General features: G+C 62.7%; 13 protein-coding genes and 1 pseudogene. 7 read left to right on the plus strand and 7 right to left on the minus strand.

Annotated features, from left to right (window positions below; translation table 11 throughout):
- Positions 1–207: 207 nt before the first annotated feature.
- The 3 genes from A7X77_RS18475 to ypfJ all read right to left on the minus strand — a co-directional run bounded on the left by A7X77_RS18475 (position 208) and on the right by ypfJ (position 4405).
- Positions 208–1611, minus strand: coding sequence for an MATE family efflux transporter (locus tag A7X77_RS18475; protein WP_064684303.1), 1404 nt, complete (start codon positions 1609–1611; stop codon positions 208–210).
- Between the two features lie 145 nt (positions 1612–1756).
- The gene (locus tag A7X77_RS18480; RefSeq protein ID WP_064684304.1) at positions 1757–3001 is read right to left on the minus strand and encodes a TCR/Tet family MFS transporter; all 1245 of its coding nucleotides are present in this window, start codon (positions 2999–3001) and stop codon (positions 1757–1759) included.
- 483 nt (positions 3002–3484) lie between these two features.
- Positions 3485–4405 (minus strand): KPN_02809 family neutral zinc metallopeptidase, encoded by a 921-nt coding sequence (gene ypfJ / locus A7X77_RS18485; protein ID WP_064684305.1) that lies wholly within the window; start codon positions 4403–4405, stop codon positions 3485–3487.
- Positions 4406–4639: 234 nt separating this feature from the next.
- On the opposite strand from ypfJ, the pseudogene A7X77_RS18490 reads away from it, so the two are divergent.
- Positions 4640–5668: pseudogene (locus A7X77_RS18490) on the plus strand (zinc-dependent alcohol dehydrogenase family protein).
- A gap of 171 nt (positions 5669–5839) precedes the next feature.
- Positions 5840–9328: a carbamoyl-phosphate synthase large subunit gene (gene carB, locus A7X77_RS18495; RefSeq protein ID WP_064684306.1), complete on the plus strand. Its 3489-nt coding sequence runs from the start codon at positions 5840–5842 to the stop codon at positions 9326–9328.
- A gap of 113 nt (positions 9329–9441) precedes the next feature.
- Here the strand turns inward: carB and A7X77_RS18500 are convergent, their stop codons facing one another.
- Both A7X77_RS18500 and A7X77_RS18505 read right to left on the minus strand, forming a co-directional pair.
- Positions 9442–10896: a UdgX family uracil-DNA binding protein gene (locus A7X77_RS18500; RefSeq protein WP_064684307.1), complete on the minus strand. Its 1455-nt coding sequence runs from the start codon at positions 10894–10896 to the stop codon at positions 9442–9444.
- Positions 10896–12128: a putative DNA modification/repair radical SAM protein gene (locus A7X77_RS18505; RefSeq protein ID WP_064684308.1), complete on the minus strand. Its 1233-nt coding sequence runs from the start codon at positions 12126–12128 to the stop codon at positions 10896–10898. Before A7X77_RS18505 ends, A7X77_RS18500 begins: the two co-directional genes overlap by 1 nt.
- Positions 12129–12379: 251 nt before the next feature.
- Here A7X77_RS18505 and greA point away from each other — a divergent pair, with 251 nt between their 5' ends.
- Both greA and A7X77_RS18515 read left to right on the plus strand, forming a co-directional pair.
- Positions 12380–12856, plus strand: coding sequence for a transcription elongation factor GreA (greA, locus tag A7X77_RS18510; protein ID WP_010028762.1), 477 nt, complete (start codon positions 12380–12382; stop codon positions 12854–12856).
- Between the two features lie 27 nt (positions 12857–12883).
- Entirely contained in the window at positions 12884–13942 is a 1059-nt protein-coding gene (locus A7X77_RS18515) for a glycosyltransferase family 4 protein (RefSeq protein ID WP_064684309.1), read from the plus strand.
- A 202-nt stretch (positions 13943–14144) separates the two neighbouring features.
- Here A7X77_RS18515 and A7X77_RS18520 read toward each other — a convergent pair whose 3' ends face one another.
- Complete coding sequence (locus tag A7X77_RS18520; RefSeq protein ID WP_064684310.1) at positions 14145–15479, minus strand: dicarboxylate/amino acid:cation symporter; 1335 nt, start codon at positions 15477–15479, stop codon at positions 14145–14147.
- A 225-nt stretch (positions 15480–15704) separates the two neighbouring features.
- On the opposite strand from A7X77_RS18520, the gene A7X77_RS18525 reads away from it, so the two are divergent.
- Together A7X77_RS18525 and A7X77_RS18530 are read left to right on the plus strand one after the other, a co-directional pair.
- Positions 15705–17579: a sensor histidine kinase gene (locus A7X77_RS18525; protein ID WP_064684311.1), complete on the plus strand. Its 1875-nt coding sequence runs from the start codon at positions 15705–15707 to the stop codon at positions 17577–17579.
- Positions 17580–17583: 4 nt separating this feature from the next.
- Positions 17584–18930, plus strand: a complete 1347-nt coding sequence (locus tag A7X77_RS18530) for a sigma-54-dependent transcriptional regulator (RefSeq protein WP_064684312.1) — start codon at positions 17584–17586, stop codon at positions 18928–18930.
- 1 nt (position 18931) lies between these two features.
- Here the strand turns inward: A7X77_RS18530 and A7X77_RS18535 are convergent, their stop codons facing one another.
- Complete coding sequence (locus A7X77_RS18535; RefSeq protein WP_064684313.1) at positions 18932–19399, minus strand: Lrp/AsnC family transcriptional regulator; 468 nt, start codon at positions 19397–19399, stop codon at positions 18932–18934.
- Positions 19400–19630: 231 nt separating this feature from the next.
- Here A7X77_RS18535 and trxB point away from each other — a divergent pair, with 231 nt between their 5' ends.
- Positions 19631–20605 (plus strand): thioredoxin-disulfide reductase, encoded by a 975-nt coding sequence (trxB, locus tag A7X77_RS18540; RefSeq protein ID WP_064684314.1) that lies wholly within the window; start codon positions 19631–19633, stop codon positions 20603–20605.
- The last annotated feature ends 3 nt before the right edge of the window (positions 20606–20608 follow it).

The raw sequence follows: 20608 nt of genomic DNA on the forward strand, positions 1-20608 counted from the left end.
CAGCCCTGGTGGCATCGGATGAAAGCCGCTTCCGGAATACTGACTCGACAGAGTGCTTTCCCAAGCCGTCGAGCACGCGCAGGCGGCCATGGCAGCCGCCGATAAGGCAGCGATTTTCGATCCGCAGGAAAATGTTTGCACGTCTCGGCATTCGAGGCGATATCGCCAGCTACAAGTCGTTCGCGGCCTGAGGATAAGACGGCCGGCTCAAGCGCCGGCCGTCGCTCCCTCCCGGCGAAGCAGGAGGTAGAAGCGTGCGCAGAGCATGACGGCGGCAGCCGCCAGCCCGACGAGGAAGCCGAACCAGATGCCAATGCCGCCGAAGCCGAGCGGGAAGGCAAAGGCCCAGGCGAGGAGGAAGCCGATCGGCCAATAGGCGATCAGCGCCATGATCATCGGCACGCGCGCATCTTTCAGGCCGCGCAGCAATCCGTTGGCGATCACCTGCAGCCCGTCGACGAGCTGGAAAAGCCCGGCAACGACGATCAGCGGGCCGGCATAGGCCAGCACTTGCGGCGCCTCGGGCGAGTTGACGTCGAGGAACCAGCTGCCGAGGAATTGCGGCATGGTGGCGAAGATGACCGATCCGACCGCCGAGATGGCGCATGCAATGACAACAACCATGATCGAAGCGCGCACCAGCCCGTCGTGATCGCCCTGCCCGTGCGCGACGCCGATGCGCACTGTCGCCGCCTGGCTGAGACCGAGCGGGATCATGAAGGCGATCGAAGCCCATTGCAGGGCGATGCCATGCGCGGCGAGCTCGATGGTGCCGATATAACCCATCAGAAGCGACGCGACCGTAAACAGACTGACCTCGGCAAGCACGGTGACGCTGATCGGGAAACCCAGCCGGATGACCTCCAGCAGCGCGTGCCAGTCCGGCTTCCAAAACCGCACGAAGATCTCGTAGCGCCGCGTCTCCTCCCGCCGCTGGACAAAGACGAGGATGAAGAGGAAGCCCGCCGTCTGTACGACCACCGAGACGATCGCCGCACCCTCGAGCCCCATGGCCGGAAAGCCGAAATGGCCGAGCACGAGGGCGTAGGCGAAGATAGCATTCATCACCAGGGTGACGATCGTGACGTTGAGGATGATGCCCGCCTTGCCGATGGCACTGACGAGGGCTCGCATCACGTTGAAAAGGAGGGCCGGCAGCACGCCGAATTGGCCAATCAGAATATAGCCATGGGCGAGCCTGGCCACCTCCGGCTTCTGCTGTGCAAAAAGCAGGATCTGTTCCGCATTGAAAAAGGCCGGTTGCGCGATGATCCAGAATCCGATCACCACCCACAGACCCATGCGCAGCGATCGGCGCACCGAGACGACGTCGCCGCGGCCATAGGCCTGCGCCACCATCGGAATGACGGCAATGGAAAAGCCCGAGCCGAAGATAAGGATCGTGAACAGGAACTGGGCCGACAGTACCATGGCCGCCAGTTGCTCGGCGCCAAGGCGGCCAATGATCATCACATCGGTGGTGTGGATGCCCAACTGAGCGAGCTGGGCGCCGATCAGCGGAATGCCGAGCGCCAGCGTCGCACGGAAATGTGCGCCCCAACGGTTATCGTTTGTCGGCGCAAGCCTGCGCGCGTCGATCGGCGTGTCCATGACACCAGTCCTGTGATTGAAATCTGCGACGCCGCGTAATGAAGCGGCAAAATATCATTCGGACTTAGATCAAAGCCTCGCAAAGAACTACCCCAGAACGGGAAGATGATGAAAAATTCATCATGACATCACTATTTCTGATTGATCAGCCCGCCGCTTCCAGCGCCTCGGCCGGCTCACGGATCCTAACCCTGGTGAGGAATACACCGGCGGCCAGCAGGATGAGCACGGCGGCGGTGAGATAAGGCGCACCGGCAAAGGTGACGGGTGCCTCGGGCCGGGTGAAATAGCCGAACATCTGCGTGAAGATCAGCGGCCCGACGATGGTGGTGATGCTGCTGATGCTGGTCAGCGCGCCCTGCAGCTCGCCCTGCGCCGAAGGCGGCACTTTGCCGGCGGCGATGCTGCGCAGCGGCGGATCGGCGACGTTTTCGATGACGGTCGCGACGATGACGACGTAGACGACCCACCCCTCCCAGGCGAAGGCATAGCCGGTCAGTCCCGCAGCCGAGAAGCACAGGCCGAGGAGAGCAGTCTTCCACTCGCCGAGCAGGGGCACGATCCGCGGCAGGACGAACCCCATGACGAGCGCAGCACCGATCCCGTAGATACCGAGCGACAGGCCGATCTGCCCCTCGCTCCAGCCGTAACGATAGGTCGAGACGAACGACCAGACGGAGGGATAGACGGCATGCGCCAGGAAAAACAGGAACATCACGAGGCTGACCCAGCCGATGCCGGGGTAGTGGCGCATCTGGCGAAGCGCGCCGAGCGGGTTGGCGCGCTTCCACTCGAAGCGGCGGCGGTTCTTCGCTTCCAGCGTTTCCGGCAGCAGGAAGCAGGCGGCGATGAAATTGAGAAGCGACAGCGCTGCCGCGCCAAGGAACGGCACACGCGGTCCGAACTCGCCGAGAACGCCGCCGATAACAGGGCCGATGGTGAAGCCGACGCCGAAGGCGATGCCGATCAGCCCGAAATTCTTCGCCCGGTTCTCCTCGGTGCTGATATCGGCAATGTAGGCCGAGCATGTGGCGAAGCTGCCGCCGCTGATGCCGGCAAGCACGCGGCCGACAAACAGCATCCAGAAGCTGGTGGCGATGCCGCAGATGAAATTGTCGATCGCAAAGGTCAGCACCGACAACAAAAGGATCGGCCGGCGGCCGAAACGGTCCGACAGGTTTCCGAGCAGCGGCGCGAACAGGAACTGCATGCCGGCATAGACGAGCATCAGCCAGCCGCCGTCGATTGCCGCATCGCTGACGCTGCCGCCGGTCAGTTGCTCCAGATAGGCCGGCAGCACCGGCATGATGATGGCGATGCCGATAATGTCGAGGAAGAGGATGATGAAGACCAGGAAAAGGCCGCGGCGAACGAATTTCGGGTCAAGCATGACGCATCTCTACAGCAATTGTTTCTGAAAAGACGATCCCGTCGCCGCTAAGGTGACATAACTCAGAAAGAAACACGAAACAATACGTGAACATTTCAAAGTTTTTGATGCGGCTGCACGGGAAGTTTATGAAATCCCTCAACCGCCGGGCGCGGTGGGGTGGTCGGCTCCCTTGCAATCACTGCGACGACGCGCTGCTGCCGGCGATCGTTATCCCGAACATATGCTGCGGCATATGGATAGTGAGAGATAGTGAAGACGGGGCGAAGGACGAAAACGAGCGTCCTGCCGTGTACCTCCCTCATCCGACGCTTCGGGCCACCTTCTCCCCCGCTGGGGAGCAGAGGAAGCAAGCCGGCTGTCCTCATTCATCACAGGTTCTCTAAGAACGAAGGGCGCCGCGGCGATTCCCTTCTCCCCAGCGGGAGAAGGTGCCGGCAGGCGGATGAGGGGGCGGCACGCGCAAACCTTAGCTAAGCAACCTCAAACCGGTCCTGAGAATGTATCGCAAGCCGACAGCTGGCCGCTGTCGAAGCCGCGCTTGAACCATCTGACGCGTTGTTGCGAGGTGCCGTGGTTGAAACTCTCGGGCACGACGTAACCTTGCGACCGCTTCTGCATCGTATCGTCACCGATCTGTTGGGCGGCATTCAGTGCTTCCTCAAGGTCGCCGGATTCCAGCAGACCCTTCTGCTGGGTATATTTGCCCCAGATGCCGGCGAAGCAATCGGCCTGCAGCTCGACGCGCACCGACATCTCATTGGCCTGCTCCTCGCTCATGCGCCGGCGGGCCTCGTTGAACTTCGGCAGGATGCCGAGGAGGTTCTGCACGTGGTGACCGACCTCATGGGCGACGACATAGGCTTCGGCGAAATCGCCCGAAGCGCCGAACCGGTCGGAGAGTTCCTGGAAGAAATCCGTGTCGAGATAGACCTTGTGATCACCTGGGCAATAGAACGGCCCGGACGCGGCTGAGGCGAAGCCGCAGCCCGATTGCGTTTGTCCCGAGAATAGCACAAGGCGCGGCTCCTCGTAATTCTGGCCCTGTGCCTGGAAGATGCCGTTCCATGTATCCTCGGTCTCTGCCAGAACGGTGCGCATAAAAGCGGTCATCTCGTCGTTGGCTGGCGTGCGTGTTCCTTCGGACTGGCTCTGTTCGTAGCCGGGGCCGCTCGACATGCCGCCGGTTTCGAGCACCTGCAGCAGATCGACGCCCATCATCTTGAAGATGAAATAGATGACGACGAGAAAGATGATCGTGCCGATGCTCAAGCCGCCGCCGGCGCGGCGAACGCCGCCGCCGGAAGGAAAGTTGAAGCCGCCGCCGCGACCGAAACCGCGGCCGCCCGGATCGCCGCGGCGATCCTCGATATTGTCGGACTGACGCCGGCCTCTCCATTCCATCTTCGTTCTCCCCGACAATGCCCATGCTTCTTACCTCAGGAATCTATATATCCGTCGTTAGCCGGAATTCCAGCGACTTCATCGGGCGACAGGCCAGCTCTTTGGGGCATACGATCATGGCGAGCGCGCAGCCGATCGGCACGCCGCTTCAGATAAAGAAGGCGCCCTAAGCGCTTGACGGGACTCCCGCTTTGGCTCTTCCTGATCAGGAGAAGAATTCGGGAGGATAGGCCGATGAAGGCCGTACGCCTGGAAGCAACCGGAAAATTGCAGCTCTGCGAGATCGGCAAGCCCGTGCCGGGGCCGGGCGAATTGCTGGTGCGCATTGAGGCCTGCGGCATCTGCGGCACCGACCGCCATATCTTCCGTGGCGAATTTCCTTCCAAGCCGCCGGTGACGCTCGGCCATGAATTTGCCGGCATCGTCGAGGCGGTCGGCAGGGGCGTGACCGACTTTCTCCCCGGCATGCGCGTGACCGGCAATCCGAACATCTCTTGCGGCGGCTGCGAGGAATGCCGGCGCGGCCGGGTCAATCTCTGCCGGAAGCTGCAGGCGATCGGCATCCACCGCGACGGCGGCTTTGCCGAATATGTCTGCATGCCCGAAAGCTAGGCCTTCGCTCTGCCGGCCGATCTCGATCCGCTCCACGGCGCCTTCTGCGAGCCGCTGGCCTGCTGTATCCATGGTGTCGATCTCGCCGGGTTGAAAACCGGCGCGTCGGCCATCGTGCTCGGCGGCGGCGTCATCGGCCTGCTGACGATTCAGCTGGCACGGCTTGCCGGTGCGACCCGCATCGTGCTGGTGACTCGCAGTGCCGAAAAGCGGCAGCTGGCCGAAAGCCTCGGCGCGACGGCAACGGCCGATCCCGGGGACGGCGACATCGTTGCCCGCATCATCGCCGAAGACGGACTGCTGCCCGGCGGCGCCGATGTCGTCTTCGAATGCGCCGGCGTGGCCGAGACCATGCAGCAGGCGCCCCGGCTTGCGCGGCGCGGCGGCACCGCCGTCATTTTGGGCGTCATGCCGCAGGGCGCAATCATCGAGGTCGAACCCTTCGATCTGCTGTTTCGCGAAGTCGCGCTGATAAGCTCCTTCGTCAACCCCTTCACCCATGGCCGCGCCGCCGACCTCATCGCCTCCGGCAGGATCAAGGTCGAGCCGCTGATATCCAGGCGGATCGGGCTCGATGAGGCCCCGGAAGCTATCACCAATCCGGCGCGCGGCGGCGAAATCCGGGTGCTCGTCGTGCCGGACGGGAAATAGCTTTCACGCCATATCCGGATTCCTGTCGATTCCGCGATTTATGGGGTTCCGTTTGCAAATACATTTGCCTATAAGCCGCTTCTAGCCTGAAAAGACCCTCAATGCGCGACCCGACCCGGTGATCTCCCACCCTGGCCGGCTTTTTGCGCAGCCAGACAATGGATATCGCCCATGCCGAAGCGCCAAGACATCAAATCGATCCTCATCATCGGCGCGGGACCGATCGTCATTGGCCAGGCTTGCGAGTTCGATTATTCCGGCACCCAGGCCTGCAAGGCGCTGAAGGAGGAAGGCTACCGCGTCATCCTCGTCAACTCCAACCCCGCGACGATCATGACCGATCCGGGCTTGGCCGACGCCACTTATGTCGAGCCGATCACCCCTGAGGTCGTCGCCAAGATCATCGCCAAGGAGCGCCCGGACGCGCTGCTGCCGACCATGGGCGGCCAGACGGCGCTGAACACAGCGCTGTCGCTGAAGCGCATGGGCGTGCTCGATCGCTACAATGTCGAAATGATCGGCGCCAAGCCCGCCGCTATCGACATGGCCGAAGACCGCGCGCTGTTCCGCGAGGCGATGGCCCGCATCGGCCTGGAAACGCCGCGCTCGATGCTGGCGAACGCGACCGACATCAAGGACCTCGACCGCAAGACGCACGAGGCCGAGCGCAGCAAGCTGCGCGAAAGCCTCTCGGGCTCCGACCTCGACAAGGGGCTGGACGAACTGGAAAACCAGTGGAACCTCGGCGAGAGCGACCGCAAGCAGCGTTATTTGAACCACGCCATGGCGATCGCCGCCCAGGCGCTCGACCATGTCGGCCTGCCCGCCATCATCCGCCCCTCATTCACGCTCGGCGGCACCGGCGGCGGCATTGCCTATAACCGCTCGGAATTCTTCGAGATCGTCGGCGGCGGCCTCGATGCATCCCCGACGACGGAAGTGCTGATCGAGGAATCGGTGCTCGGCTGGAAGGAGTATGAGATGGAGGTCGTCCGCGACAAAGCGGACAACTGCATCATCATCTGCTCGATCGAGAATATCGACCCGATGGGTGTCCATACCGGCGATTCGATCACCGTCGCTCCGGCGCTGACGCTGACCGACAAGGAATACCAGATCATGCGCAACGCCTCGATCGCGGTGCTGCGCGAGATCGGCGTCGAGACCGGCGGCTCGAACGTCCAGTTCGCCGTCAACCCGAAGGACGGCCGCCTCGTCGTCATCGAAATGAACCCGCGTGTGTCGCGCTCTTCGGCGCTGGCCTCCAAGGCCACCGGCTTCCCGATCGCCAAGGTCGCCGCCAAACTCGCTATCGGCTATACGCTCGACGAACTCGAAAACGACATCACTGGGGGCGCCACGCCCGCCTCCTTCGAGCCGTCGATCGATTATGTCGTCACCAAGATCCCGCGTTTCGCCTTCGAGAAATTCCCCGGCGCCTCGCCGGTGCTGACCACCGCGATGAAATCGGTCGGCGAAGTCATGGCGATCGGCCGCACTTTCGCCGAATCGCTGCAGAAGGCCCTGCGCGGCCTCGAAACCGGCCTGACCGGTCTCGACGAGATCGAGATCCCCGATTTCGAAGAAGGCGAATCCAGCCAGAACGCCATCCGCGCCGCCATCGGCACGCCGACGCCCGATCGCCTGCGCATGGTCGCCCAGGCGCTGCGTCAGGGTCTCAGCATCGAAGAGGTGCATGAAGGCTGCAAGATCGACCCCTGGTTCATCGCCGAACTCAAGAATATCGTCGACATGGAAGCTCGCATCCGCGAGCATGGCCTCCCCAATGATGCGGCGAACCTCCGCATGCTGAAGGCCATGGGCTTTTCCGATGCGCGCCTGGCGACGCTGACCGGCAAGCGCCCGAAGGAAGTTGCCGAACTGCGCAACGGCCTGAACGTCCGCCCCGTTTTCAAGCGCATCGACACCTGCGCCGCCGAATTCGCTTCGCCTACCGCCTACATGTATTCGACCTATGAGACGCCCTTCGTCGGCGCCGCCCGCTCGGAGGCTGAGGTTTCGGACCGCAAGAAGGTCGTCATCCTCGGCGGCGGCCCGAACCGCATTGGCCAGGGCATCGAGTTCGACTATTGCTGCTGCCACGCCGCCTTCGCGCTGAAGGATGCGGGCTATGAAGCGATCATGATCAACTGCAACCCGGAAACCGTCTCGACCGACTACGACACGTCGGACCGCCTCTATTTCGAGCCGCTGACGGCGGAAGACGTGATCGAAATCCTGCGCGCCGAGCAGGAAAAGGGCGAAGTCGTCGGCGTCATCGTCCAGTTCGGCGGCCAGACGCCGCTGAAGCTTGCCGAAGCGCTGGAAAAGAACGGCATCCCGATCCTCGGCACCGCGCCCGATGCGATCGATCTCGCCGAAGACCGCGACCGCTTCCAGAAGCTTCTGATGAAGCTCGACCTCAACCAGCCGAACAACGGCATCGCCTATTCGGTCGAGCAGGCACGTCTCGTCGCTGCCGAAATCGGCTTCCCGCTGGTCGTGCGCCCGTCCTACGTGCTCGGCGGCCGCGCCATGCAGATCCTGCATTCGGAAGGCCAGCTGCAGACTTACCTGCTCGACACGGTGCCGGAACTGGTGCCTGAAGACATCAAGCAGCGTTATCCCAACGACAAGACCGGCCAGATCAACACCCTGCTCGGCAAGAACCCGCTGCTCTTCGACAGCTACCTCACCCACGCCATCGAAGTCGACGTCGACTGCCTTTCTGACGGCACCGATGTCTATGTCGCCGGCATCATGGAGCATATCGAGGAAGCCGGCATCCATTCCGGCGATAGCGCCTGTTCGCTGCCGCCGCGCTCGCTGCCCGTCGAGCTGCTCGACGAGCTGGAGCGTCAGGCGAAGGCCATGGCCAAGGCGCTCAATGTCGGCGGCCTGATGAACGTTCAGTTCGCCATCAAGGACGGCACCGTCTACGTGCTCGAGGTCAACCCGCGCGCTTCGCGCACCGTGCCTTTCGTCGCCAAGACGATCGGCGCGCCGATTGCCAAGATCGCCGCCCGCGTCATGGCCGGCGAGAAGCTCGACGCGACCTTTGCCGCCTACGGCACGAAGCCCGATCCGCGCAAGCTCACGCATATCGCCGTCAAGGAGGCCGTCTTCCCCTTCGCCCGTTTCCCCGGCGTCGATACGCTGCTTGGGCCCGAAATGCGCTCGACCGGCGAAGTCATCGGCCTCGACACCGATTTTGCGCTGGCCTTCGCCAAGTCGCAGCTCGGCGCCGGCGTCGAACTGCCGCGTGACGGCACGGTCTTCGTCTCGGTGCGCGACGAGGACAAGCCGCGCGTGCTGCCGGCGATCTGTATCCTCGTCGAACAGGGCTTCAAGGTGTTGGCGACCGGCGGCACCGCCCGCTTCCTCGGCGAAAACGGCATCACCGCCACCAAGATCAACAAGGTTCTGGAAGGCCGCCCGCATATCGAGGACGCGATCCGCAACCGCCAAGTCCAGCTCGTCATCAACACCACCGACGGCAACAAGGCGATCTCGGATTCCAAGTCGCTGCGCCGCGCGACGCTGATGCAGAAGGTGCCCTATTACACGACGATGGCCGGTGCCGAGGCCGCCGCCCAGGCGATCAAGGCGCTGAAGGCCGGCAATCTGGAAGTGCGGCCGCTGCAGAGCTACTTTGCCTGAGATCAGGGCAATTCCAGCAAACCCGTGCCGCGTTTTTGCGTCCGCAAGAGAGTATGAACTGGAACTGCGTCTGCGCTCCTTGAGCGCCGACGCTGAGTTCAACCAGAATCAACTTATGCGGCCGGCCTCATAAGTCGCTGAATTCTCATCATATCCTCGCGAAAGCGCGCCATCTCCTCCGCCTTCAGCCGTTCGTCGGGAATGCGCAGCAGATAGGACGGATGTACCGTGACGAAGAGCGTGCGCCCTCCTTCGATCGCCATTGCCTTTCCCCTGACGTCCTGAAGGCGGCCTTTCAAATCGGTCAGCGCCGCAAGCGCCGTCGCCCCCATGGCAACGATCAGCTTCGGCTTGACGAGCGCCAATTCCAGATCGAGCCACCAGCGGCAATGCTTCACCTCGCCCGTAGTGGGCTTCTGGTGGATGCGCCGCTTGCCGCGCGGCTCGTATTTAAAATGCTTGACGGCATTGGTGACGTAAAGCGTCGACCGATCGATGCCCGCCTCCGCAATTACCTGATCGAAAAGCCTGCCCGCCGGACCGACGAAGGGGCGTCCTGCAATATCCTCCTGATCGCCCGGCTGCTCGCCGACGAACACGACCTCCGCATCGCGCGGCCCCTCCCCGAACACCGTCTGCGTCGCATTGGCGTGAAGCGGACAGCGCGTGCAAACGGCAGCCTCTGTGCGCAGCGCTTCCAGCGTGCCCGCCGGAAGCTCGGGCTCGGCGGGAAGATTGCGCGCAGCCTGCTGCAGCCGGTCGTGAAAAGGCAAGGATTGCGTTGCCTCTCTTGCCGCCATCTCCCGCACCTTGCTTTCGGCCGATGCAATCAAGCCGGGAATGAGATCGGCCTCCGGCAGGTTTTTCCAATATTTCTTCGGCATCTCCGCCTGCATCGCCTTCACCTTCAACCGGGCCGGATTGAAAATATTGGCGTAATAGGTGCGCCAGAGCTCATCGGTGGCATCGCTGAGATTGGGCTTTTCGCAGGGTTCATCGGCGATCGTCAGCCGCTCGCCGTTCCAGGCGGCCGACCCCTTGGGCGTTGCGATCAGCCAGTCCATGTCGTTGAAACGTCGCTGGAAGAAGGGCGCCGTCTGCCTGACGATATGATGGTCCGGCTCGAACCAGGCGATGAATTTTCGCCGCCCTGCGGAAACAGCGCCAACCTCCTTGAAGCGGACGAAGGCCGTCATCTTGTGGGCGTCGCGATGCACGTTTTTCGCCATCAGCCTGGCACGCACGACATCCTCGTCGGACGTTACCTCAAGCAGCTGCCGGTCCAACTGCAGCCGCCAGAGCAGGCGATAAAGCAGCGAGAAGCGCGCCGGATCGGAATGGCAGAGCACCGCCTCGGCGAGCTCGATGAAGGTGGGCGGTACTGTCATCGGCTTGCGTGATGCCGCCGGCGCCGGCGGCATGGCGTCGCGTTGAAAGGAAAGATCGGCCTCTGCGGTTTTTTCGCGCCACTCGATCTCCTCAGGCAAAATGCCAGCCGCCGCCAAGGCGCGCGCGGCATCACGCCATTCGCCAAGATCTCCGCGTCCTGCGAGCACGACCCGGCGCATCACAGCAACGACAATTGTTCAGGCTGCGGCTCGAACATGGCGCGAAGATCCGGCCTATCGATCAACCGTCGCGGCGACCATCCTTCCGCCGAGATGAACGACTGGACCTTCTTGATTGAAACGCCGAGCCGCGAGAGATCATCGAGCCGCAGACGGCGAAAGCGGCGCGCCGAAACGATCGCTTTGACGGTCTTCGTCCCAAGGCCGGGCACACGCAGCAGCCGTTCACGCTCAGCCTGGTTGATATCGACGGGGAATTCGGCCCGGTTGGCAAGCGCCCAGGCAAGCTTCGGGTCGAGGTTGAGATCGAGCATGCCGCCCGCCTGATTGGCGGTGATCTCGTCGATGCCGAAACCATAGAAACGGTAAAGCCAGTCGGCCTGATAGAGCCGATGTTCGCGCATCAGCGGCGGCTTGATCAGCGGCAGGTTTTTCGACGAATCCGGGATCGGGCTGAAGGCGGAATAATAGACGCGCTTGAGGCCGTAGCTGCTATAGAGCCGGCCGCTGGTCGCAAGGATGGTCGCGTCACTCGCGCCGTCGGCGCCGACGATCATCTGCGTGCTCTGCCCGGCCGGGACAAAACGCTGGCGTTTCTTGCTTTTCAGTGTCGGCTCGCCGGCGGCCTCGATCTTCAGCCTGAGATGAGCCATCGATCGCCGGATATTGGCGGGCTTCTTTTCCGGCGCGAAACGGCTGATGCCGTTATCCGTCGGCAGCTCGATATTGAGCGACAGCCGGTCGGCATAAAGCCCCGCCTCCTCGATCAACCGCGGCGACGCCTCGGGGATCGATTTCAGATGGATATAACCGCGGAAATCATGCGTCACCCGCAGTTCGCGCACGATGCGGACCATCTCCTCCATCGTGTAATCGGACGAACGGATAATGCCGGAGGAAAGGAAGAGGCCTTCGATATAGTTGCGGCGGTAGAATTCCAGCGTCAGCCAGATCACCTCCTCCGGCGTAAAACGCGCCCGTTCGACATTGCTCGACGAGCGATTGACGCAATATGCGCAGTCGTAAATGCAGAAATTGGTCAGCAGGAGCTTCAGGAGCGAAATGCATCGCCCATCGGGCGCATAGGCATGGCAGATGCCGGATCCCTCGGTCGAACCGAGCCCGCCTCTTGTGCCCGAGTCGCGTTTCACCGTGCCGCTGGAGGCGCAGGAAGCGTCATATTTCGCGGCATCGGACAGGATGGCCAAGCGTTCGGCAAGCGACTTCTTCATTCCTATGTTCACTATATGTTCTAATTTACGATGTCAATCAGGGCCCATTCGCCGCTGCCCGATTTTCAGGCGCATCACCTGCTATCGGGGGGGTTGCGTTGCGTTTATCCGAATTTTCTGGAAATCGGCCTTGGCGATCTGCTATAAGCACTTAACTAGGATTGTGGCACGGTTCCGAAGCTCCCCTTCGGGACCTGTTTTCTTTTGTGTTTGCGCCTGACGTGCCGATACAAGGAGTGAAGGACAGAAAAATGGTTGAAAAGGTACCGATGACACAGGGTGGTTTCGTCAAGCTGCAGGAAGAACTGCGCTGGCGTCAGCAGGAGGAGCGCCCCCGAATCATCGAGGCGATCGCCGAAGCCCGTGCCCATGGCGACCTTTCCGAAAACGCCGAATATCACGCTGCCAAGGAAGCCCAGAGCCACAATGAAGGCCGCATCAGCGAGCTGGAAGACCTGACGGCGCGCGCCGAGGTCATCGACCTCACGAAGATGTCGGGCCACAAGATCAAGTTCGGCGCCAAGGTGAAGCTCGTCGACGAGGACACCGAGGAAGAAAAGACCTACCAGATCGTCGGCGACCAGGAAGCCGACGTCAAAGCCGGCCGCATCTCCATCTCCTCCCCGATCGCCCGTGCGCTAATCGGCAAGGAAGTCGGCGATTCCATCGAGGTCAACGCGCCCGGTGGCTCCAAGGCCTACGAAATCCTCCAGGTTTCCTGGGGCTGATCGCCAGCCACAAACGAGACCCCTCCCTTGCCAGATATGCGTGACGTCGAGATCATAGCGCCCAATTTCAAGCGCCGGCTCTCCGGCGTCACGTCGACCATCGTCCAGCTCATCCCATGCCAGATCCGGCTCGGCATCCGGATCGCGACCCTCGGCCCGGGCCTGCCCGAGGACCTGCCGAAATTGAGATGGCTGCAACTTTTAAGCCTCTGGCGCCCGCCGGCACGCCGGCGTCACCGCGTCTGGCACGCCCGCCGCAACAATGAGATGGCCGTCGGCATCCTGCTCCGCCGTCTCCTGCGCATGCCGCTGAAGCTCATCTTCACCTCCGCTGCGCAGCGCCGCCACACCGCCTACACGAAATGGCTGATCCGCCGCATGGACGCGGTGATTGCGACCAGCGACCGCTCCGGCTCCTTCCTCGAGGTGCCGCACACGGTCATCCAGCATGGCGTCGACCTGTCCTTGTTCCACCCGCCGGAAACGGCGGAAGACGGCATTGCCGCGACCGGTCTGCCCGGCCGCTATCTTGTCGGCTGTTTCGGTCGGGTGCGCCATCAGAAGGGCACCGATCTCTTCGTCCGGGCGATGATCGAACTCTTGCCACAGCACCCCGAATGGACGGCCGTCGTCTCCGGCCGGGTGACGGCGGAGCACGTGGGCTTCGGCGACAAGCTCAAGGCCGATGTCGCCGCCGCAGGCCTTAGCGACCGCATCCTCTTCCTCGGCGAAGTGCCCGATATCAAAGTCTGGTATCGCCGCCTGACGCTCTATGTCGCCCCCTCCCGCAACGAGGGCTTCGGCTTGACACCGCTCGAAGCCATGGCTTCGCGAACGGCGGTGGTGGCATCGGATGCCGGCGCCTATGCCGAACTCATCGCCGAGGGCGAGACCGGCTCGGTGGTCGCCGCCGGCGACGGTGAGGCGCTTACACGGGCGATCGCGCCCTATATCGCAGATCCCGCGCTGGCGATCGCCCATGGCGAGAATGCCCTGCGCCATGTCCGGGCGCATTTTGCGCTGGAGAAGGAAGCAACCGCGATCGGCGCCGTTTACGACCGCCTTCTCGGCGGCAATCGCGGCTGACGCGAACGAGAAACGGCCCGTTGGAGCTCTGAAACGGCCGCCAAGTCCTCTTTCGTCATGCTCGGGCTTGTCCCGAGCATCTGCCACCGTTCGATAGGGCAGCAGATCCTCGGCACAAGCCGAGTAGAGAACGAGATATCAACAAGCCAACGGCCCGTGCGATACGGGCCGTTGCAAATGTCCAAGACTGATGAGTGGCCGATTATTCCGCCGGTTGCAGCCCGGCCGCCGGAGCCGTCTCTTCCGCCTGGCCGCCGAGCGCCGCTGCGAGCTGCGCGGTATCCAGCTCCTTTTCCCAGCGTGCCACGACGATCGTCGCCACGGCATTGCCGACGAGGTTGGTCAGCGCCCGGCATTCCGACATGAAACGGTCGATGCCGAGGATGAGCGCCATGCCGGCGACCGGCACGGAGGGCACGACGGAGAGTGTCGCGGCAAGGGTGATGAAACCGGCGCCGGTGATGCCAGCCGCACCCTTCGAGCTCAGCATCGCCACCAGGAGGAGCAGGATCTGGTCGCCCCAGGAGAGCTGGATGCCGGTTGCCTGGGCTATGAACAGGGCTGCCAGCGTCATATAGATGTTGGTGCCGTCCAGATTGAAGGAATAGCCGGTCGGAACGACAAGGCCGACGACCGAGCGCTTGCAGCCGGCCTTTTCCATCTTGTTCATCAGGCCCGGAAGCGCGGCCTCGGAAGACGAGGTGCCGAGAACCAGCAGCAGCTCTTCCTTGATGTAACGCAGCAGCGCCAGGATCGAGAAGCCGTTATAGCGGGCAACCGCTCCTAGCACGACGAGAACGAAGAGCAGTGAGGTGATGTAGAAGGTGCCGATCAGCATGGCGAGATTGGCGATCGAACCGATGCCGTACTTGCCGATGGTGAAGGCCATGGCGCCGAAGGCGCCGATCGGGGCGGCCTTCATCAGAATGGCGACGAGCTTGAAGATCGGAGCCGTCAGGGCGTTGAGGATGTTGATGACCGGTTCGCCCTTTTCACCAACCATGGCGAGCGCGATGCCGAAGAGCACCGAGAAGAACAGCACCTGCAGGATGTCGCCGTCGGCAAAGGCGCCGACGATCGTCGTCGGGATGATATTCGTGAGGAAGCCGACGATGCTCTGCTCATGCGCTTTCTCAGCGAAGGTGGCGACGGCCTTCGGGTCGAGCGATGCCGGATCGATGTTCATCCCGGCGCCGGGCTGGACGACGTTGGCGACGACCATGCCGATGACGAGCGCCAGCGTCGAGAAGGTCAGGAAGTACAGCATCGCCTTGCCAGCGACGCGGCCGACCTTCTTCAGGTCGCTCATGCCGGCAATGCCGGTGGCCACCGTCAGAAAGATCACCGGCGCGATGACCATCTTCACCAGCTTGATGAAGGCATCGCCGAGCGGCTTCAGCTGCGTGCCGAGTTCGGGATAGAAATGGCCGAGCAGGATGCCTGCGGCGATAGCCGCGAGAACCTGGACATAGAGATGGGAATAGAAGGGCTTGCTGCCCTTGCTGTCTGCGACTGCATCGAGTGGTGCTGCGATCATGATGTCCTCCTAAAGGCTCGTCCGGAACGAACTCCGGCCTCCCGAGCCGTTCGCTTCAATCCAACAGCTGAGCCGTTGTTGCGCTGTTCTTCGCAATCGCCGTGCCAGTTTCGCGGCTTCCGCCTAAGTGATTGTGTTTTCTTCAAAAAAGTTTTTTGTCGGGCCGGCAACCCACCCCGCCAATGCGAAAACCCACACAAATCCATTTGCGTCTCGTGCGGAAAAATGCACAAATCCGCCATGTCCTTGTCAGTCTCGCAAAGGCTTTGGCCCTCCCTGCCCTTGCACCACCGCATTCGCCGAATGTGGTGGGCCTATGCCGTGCTCGCGCTTTCAGCCGTCGCTGCAAGTCTCTTCGCGGGCGGCGAGGTCGGCCGGCGCCGGGCGGAAGCGGCCCTGGAGGAACAGGCCCGCACCGATGCGAGGATGAACGTGGCGCTGCTGCGCACGGTCCTGGAGAAATACCGGGCGCTGCCCTTCGTGCTGTCGCAAGATACCGCGCTCGCCGCCGCCCTGGCGGGACGCGACGCCGGCACGTTTGAGCAGTTGAGCCGGAAGCTTGAGACACTGGCCGCCGGTACGAAGGCTGCCGTCATCTATGTCATCGACAAGGACGGCATCGCGGTTTCGGCCAGCAACTGGCGCGAACCGACGAGCTTCGTCGGCAACGACTATCGCTTCCGCGAATATTTTCAGGGCGCAGTCGCTCAAGGGCAGGCCGAGCATTTCGCCCTCGGCACCGTCAGCAAGAAGCCCGGTCTTTATATTTCCGAGCGGATATCAGGCAGCGACGGTCTCCTGGGCGTCGTCGTCGTAAAGCTGGAATTCGACGATGTCGAGGCGGATTGGCATGCCTCGGGCGCCCCGTCCTACGTCATCGACGATCGCGGCATCGTCCTCATCACCAGCATTCCCTCCTGGCGGTTCATGACGATCAGCCGCATTGCCGAGGATGGGCTGACCGCGATCCGCGACAGCCTTCAATTCGGTGACGCGCCGCTTCAGCCGTTGCCGCTCGATATCATCAGGCACCTTGGCGACGGGCTTGATGTCGTCGAAATCGTCACGCCCGGCGGCGCCGGTAAGACCAGCTTTCTCAATGTCGGGATGCCGATCCCTGCGACGGGCTGGCATCTGCAGCATCTTGTTGCATTGGGGCCGTCCGTCGATGCGGCGGTCCGCGAAACGCGGATGCTGGCGCTGCTCTTGCTTTTGCCGCTCCTGGCCGGCGCAGCCTTCCTGTTGCGCCGCCGCCAGACGATTACGCTAAGGATTTTCAGGGAGCAGCAGGCGCGCGAAGAACTGGAACAGCGTGTGGCCGAGCGGACGCTGGATCTCAGCCAGGCGCGGGATCGCCTGCAGGCCGAGATCGCCGGTCATCGCAGCACCGAGCAGAAGCTGCAGGCGGTGCAGCAGGATCTGGTGCAGGCTAACCGGCTGGCAATCCTGGGCCAGGTTGCCGCCGGTGTCGCCCATGAGATCAACCAGCCGGTGGCGACCATCCGCGCCTATGCGGACAATGCCCGCACCTTCCTCGACCGCGGCCAGACGACGCCCGCCGCTGAAAATCTTCAGAACATCGCCGCACTGACGGAGCGCATAGGCTCGATTACCGAGGAGCTGAAGACCTTTGCCCGCAAGGGCCGCGGCGGCGCCGAGCCGACAGGCTTGAAGGACGTCATCGAGGGGGCGGTGATGCTGTTGCGCAGCCGCTTTGCCGGCCGCATGGATACGCTGGACATCGAGTTGCCGCCTGCCGAACTGCAGGTTATGGGCAACCGGATCCGCCTCGAGCAGGTGCTGATCAACCTGCTTCAGAACGCGCTGGAGGCCGTGGCGCCGAAGGCCGAAGAGGGGCGCGTCGAGGTCAGGACATCGGCCGATGCGGAGACGGTGACGCTGACGGTTGCCGACAACGGCCCCGGCATTTCGCCTGAAATCCGCAAAGGCCTGTTCACGCCGTTCAACACATCGAAGGAAAAAGGTCTCGGCCTCGGGCTTGTCATCTCCAAGGATATCGTCGGCGATTACGACGGCCGAATGGAAGTTGAGAGCGATGGCGACGGCAGCCGGTTCATCGTTCATCTGAGGAAGGCTTGAGATCATGGACATGGCCATACCCGTTGCTTTGATCGATGATGACGGCGATCTGCGCCGCGCCACGGCCCAGACGCTGGAACTCGCCGGCTTCTCCGTTTCCGCCTATGACGGCGCCAAAGCGGCGCTGGCCGACCTGCCGGCCGACTTCGCCGGCCCCGTCGTCACCGATATCCGCATGCCCGAGATCGACGGGCTGCAGCTGTTCGCCACGCTCAAGGGCATGGATGCCGACCTGCCCGTCATCCTGATGACCGGCCACGGCGATATCCCGATGGCCGTCCAGGCCATCCGGGACGGCGCCTATGACTTCATCGCCAAACCCTTCCCCGCCGACCGGCTCGTCCAGAGTGTGCGCCGCGCCAGCGAGAAACGGCGGCTCGTCCTGGAAAACCGCATGCTGCGCAAGGCTGCCGACGACGCGCAGGAGACTTTGCCGCTGATCGGCCAAACGCCCGTCATGGACAATCTCAGGAAGATCCTTCGCCATATCGCCGATACAGATGTCGACGTGCTGGTCGCCGGCGAAACCGGCAGCGGCAAAGAAGTGGTCGCCCAGATCCTGCATCAGTGGAGCCATCGCCGAAAGGGCAACTTCGTGGCCCTGAACTGCGGGGCGCTGCCCGAAACCGTCATCGAAAGCGAGCTGTTCGGTCATGAGGCCGGCGCCTTTACCGGCGCCCAGAAGCGCCGCACCGGCCGCATCGAACATGCAAGCGGCGGCACGCTTTTCCTCGACGAGATCGAAAGCATGCCTGTCGCCACACAGGTGAAGATGCTACGGGTGCTGGAGATGCGTGAAATCACCCCGCTCGGCACCAACGAGGTGCGCCCGGTCGACCTGCGCGTCGTCGCGGCCGCCAAGATCGACCTTGGCGACCCCGAGGTGCGCGGCGATTTCCGCGAGGACCTCTATTACAGGCTGAATGTAGTGACCATTTCGATTCCGCCGCTGAGGGAACGTCGCGACGATATTCCGCTACTGTTTTCCCACTTCAGCGCCCGCGCCGCCGAGCGCTTCCGCCGCGATGTGCCGCCGCTTTCGGAGGCGGTGCGCCGCCACCTTGCCTCGCATCCATGGCCCGGCAACGTTCGCGAACTCTCCCATTATGCCGAACGCGTGGTGCTTGGCGTCGAAGGCGGCGGAGCGCCATCCCTTGCCCCCTCGCCGACCGGCGGCACGCTGCCCGAGCGGCTGGAACGCTACGAGGCCGAGATTATCCGTGACGCGCTCGCGAGCAATGACGGCGACGTGCGACGCACCATTGAGGCGCTCGGCATCCCGAGAAAGACGTTTTACGACAAGCTCCAGCGGCACGGCATCAACCGCGGCGGTTATGCCTCGCGCAAATAGTTCAGACTTCCACCAGCCCGAGCCTCTTCACCTGCCGGATCGTCAGCATGGTGCGCACGGTATCGACATGCTCGTTCGCCGTCAGCACCTCGATGACGAAATCCTGGAAGTGGGTCAGATTTTCTGCCACGCAATGCAGCAGGAAATCGCTGTCGCCCGAGACCATCCAGGCTTGGCGCACCAGCGGCCATTCGGTGGTGGCGGCGGCGAAGGCCTTGAGATTGCCTTCCGACTGATGTTTGAGCCCGACCATGCAGAAGGCGACCAGGTCGAAGCCGAGCTTCGGGCTGTTCAGCATGGCGTGATAGCCTTCGATGATGCCGGCGTCCTCGAGCTTGCGCACCCGTCGCAGGCAGGGCGGCGCCGAAATGCCGACGCGATCGGCGAGCTCGACATTGGTCATGCGGCCGTCGGCCTGCAGCTCGCGGAGGATCTTTATGTCGATGACGTCGAGCTCGGTGCGACCCACATCATGGCCTTTCTTTAATTCTCCGCGGCGAGCTTCTATATAAAGCCGCGGAATACGCAAGAAAGTTTCACGCTGATGACGGATTCTTGCACAACAAGGTGATTTGCCTTGTTGGTAACGCAAGGCTGCCCTTGAATAAAAGCATTGGTCGTTCATAAATGGCGCATGGACCGCGAAACGGCCGCAATCGCTATCTAGCCGCCGCCCTCCTGCCAGTCGAAAGGAAATGACATGCCCGCCCGCCACACCAAGGTGCTCATCATCGGTTCCGGACCCGCGGGCTATACAGCCGCGGTCTATGCCGCGCGCGCCATGCTGAAGCCGGTTTTGATCGCCGGTCTCGAACAGGGCGGTCAGCTGATGATTACCACCGATGTCGAGAACTATCCGGGCTTTGCCGATCCGATCCAGGGTCCCTGGCTGATGGAGCAGATGCTGCAGCAGGCAAAACATGTCGGCGCCGAGATCGTCAATGATCTGGTGACCGAGGTCGACATGAACCAGCGGCCCTTCGTCGCCCGCACCGACAGCGGCCAGGTCTGGACCGCCGATACGCTGATCATCGCTACCGGCGCCAAGGCCAAGTGGCTCGGCATCGAAAGCGAACAGCATTTCCAGGGCTTCGGTGTTTCAGCCTGCGCCACCTGCGACGGCTTCTTCTATCGCAACAAGGATGTGATCGTTGTCGGCGGCGGCAACAGCGCCGTCGAAGAGGCGCTCTATCTCTCCAACATCGCCAAGTCGGTGACATTGGTGCATCGCCGCGACACTTTCCGCGCCGAGAAAATCCTGCAGGAACGTTTGTTCGCCAAGGAAAACGTCAAGGTGCTGTGGAACACTGAAGTGGCCGAAATAACAGGCACGCCGGCCAAGCCCCCGATGCCGCAATCCGTCTCCGGCGCCCGCCTGCGTGACGTCAGAACCGGTGCTGTCACCGAGATGCCGATCCATGGTGTCTTCGTCGCCATCGGCCACGCGCCGGCAACCGAGCTCTTCAAGGACAAGCTGAAGCTGAAGGACAATGGCTATCTCTGGACCGCGCCCGATTCGACCGCGACCAGCCTCGAGGGTGTCTATGCCGCCGGCGACGTGACCGACGACACCTTCCGCCAGGCCGTCACCGCCGCCGGCATGGGGTGCATGGCAGCGCTCGAAGCCGAGCGATATCTGACGGGCCACATGCCCGTCGCCGTGGCCGCGGAGTAAGAT

The sequence above is a fragment of the Rhizobium bangladeshense genome (genome assembly GCF_001662075.1).
Classification (GTDB): Bacteria; Pseudomonadota; Alphaproteobacteria; order Rhizobiales; family Rhizobiaceae; genus Rhizobium; species Rhizobium bangladeshense_B.

Excerpts from the sequence above, each read along its gene's own strand:
- A7X77_RS18475 (WP_064684303.1), bottom strand. The coding sequence starts at position 1,611 with ATGGACACGCCGATCGACGCGCGCAGGCTTGCGCCGACAAACGATAAC.
- carB (WP_064684306.1), top strand. The coding sequence starts at position 5,840 with ATGCCGAAGCGCCAAGACATCAAATCGATCCTCATCATCGGCGCGGGA.
- A7X77_RS18505 (WP_064684308.1), bottom strand. The coding sequence starts at position 12,128 with ATGAAGAAGTCGCTTGCCGAACGCTTGGCCATCCTGTCCGATGCCGCG.
- A7X77_RS18480 (WP_064684304.1), bottom strand. The coding sequence starts at position 3,001 with ATGCTTGACCCGAAATTCGTTCGCCGCGGCCTTTTCCTGGTCTTCATC.
- ypfJ (WP_064684305.1), bottom strand. The coding sequence starts at position 4,405 with ATGGAATGGAGAGGCCGGCGTCAGTCCGACAATATCGAGGATCGCCGC.
- trxB (WP_064684314.1), top strand. The coding sequence starts at position 19,631 with ATGCCCGCCCGCCACACCAAGGTGCTCATCATCGGTTCCGGACCCGCG.
- A7X77_RS18500 (WP_064684307.1), bottom strand. The coding sequence starts at position 10,896 with ATGCGCCGGGTCGTGCTCGCAGGACGCGGAGATCTTGGCGAATGGCGT.
- A7X77_RS18525 (WP_064684311.1), top strand. The coding sequence starts at position 15,705 with ATGCACAAATCCGCCATGTCCTTGTCAGTCTCGCAAAGGCTTTGGCCC.
- A7X77_RS18530 (WP_064684312.1), top strand. The coding sequence starts at position 17,584 with ATGGACATGGCCATACCCGTTGCTTTGATCGATGATGACGGCGATCTG.
- greA (WP_010028762.1), top strand. The coding sequence starts at position 12,380 with ATGGTTGAAAAGGTACCGATGACACAGGGTGGTTTCGTCAAGCTGCAG.
- A7X77_RS18520 (WP_064684310.1), bottom strand. The coding sequence starts at position 15,479 with ATGATCGCAGCACCACTCGATGCAGTCGCAGACAGCAAGGGCAGCAAG.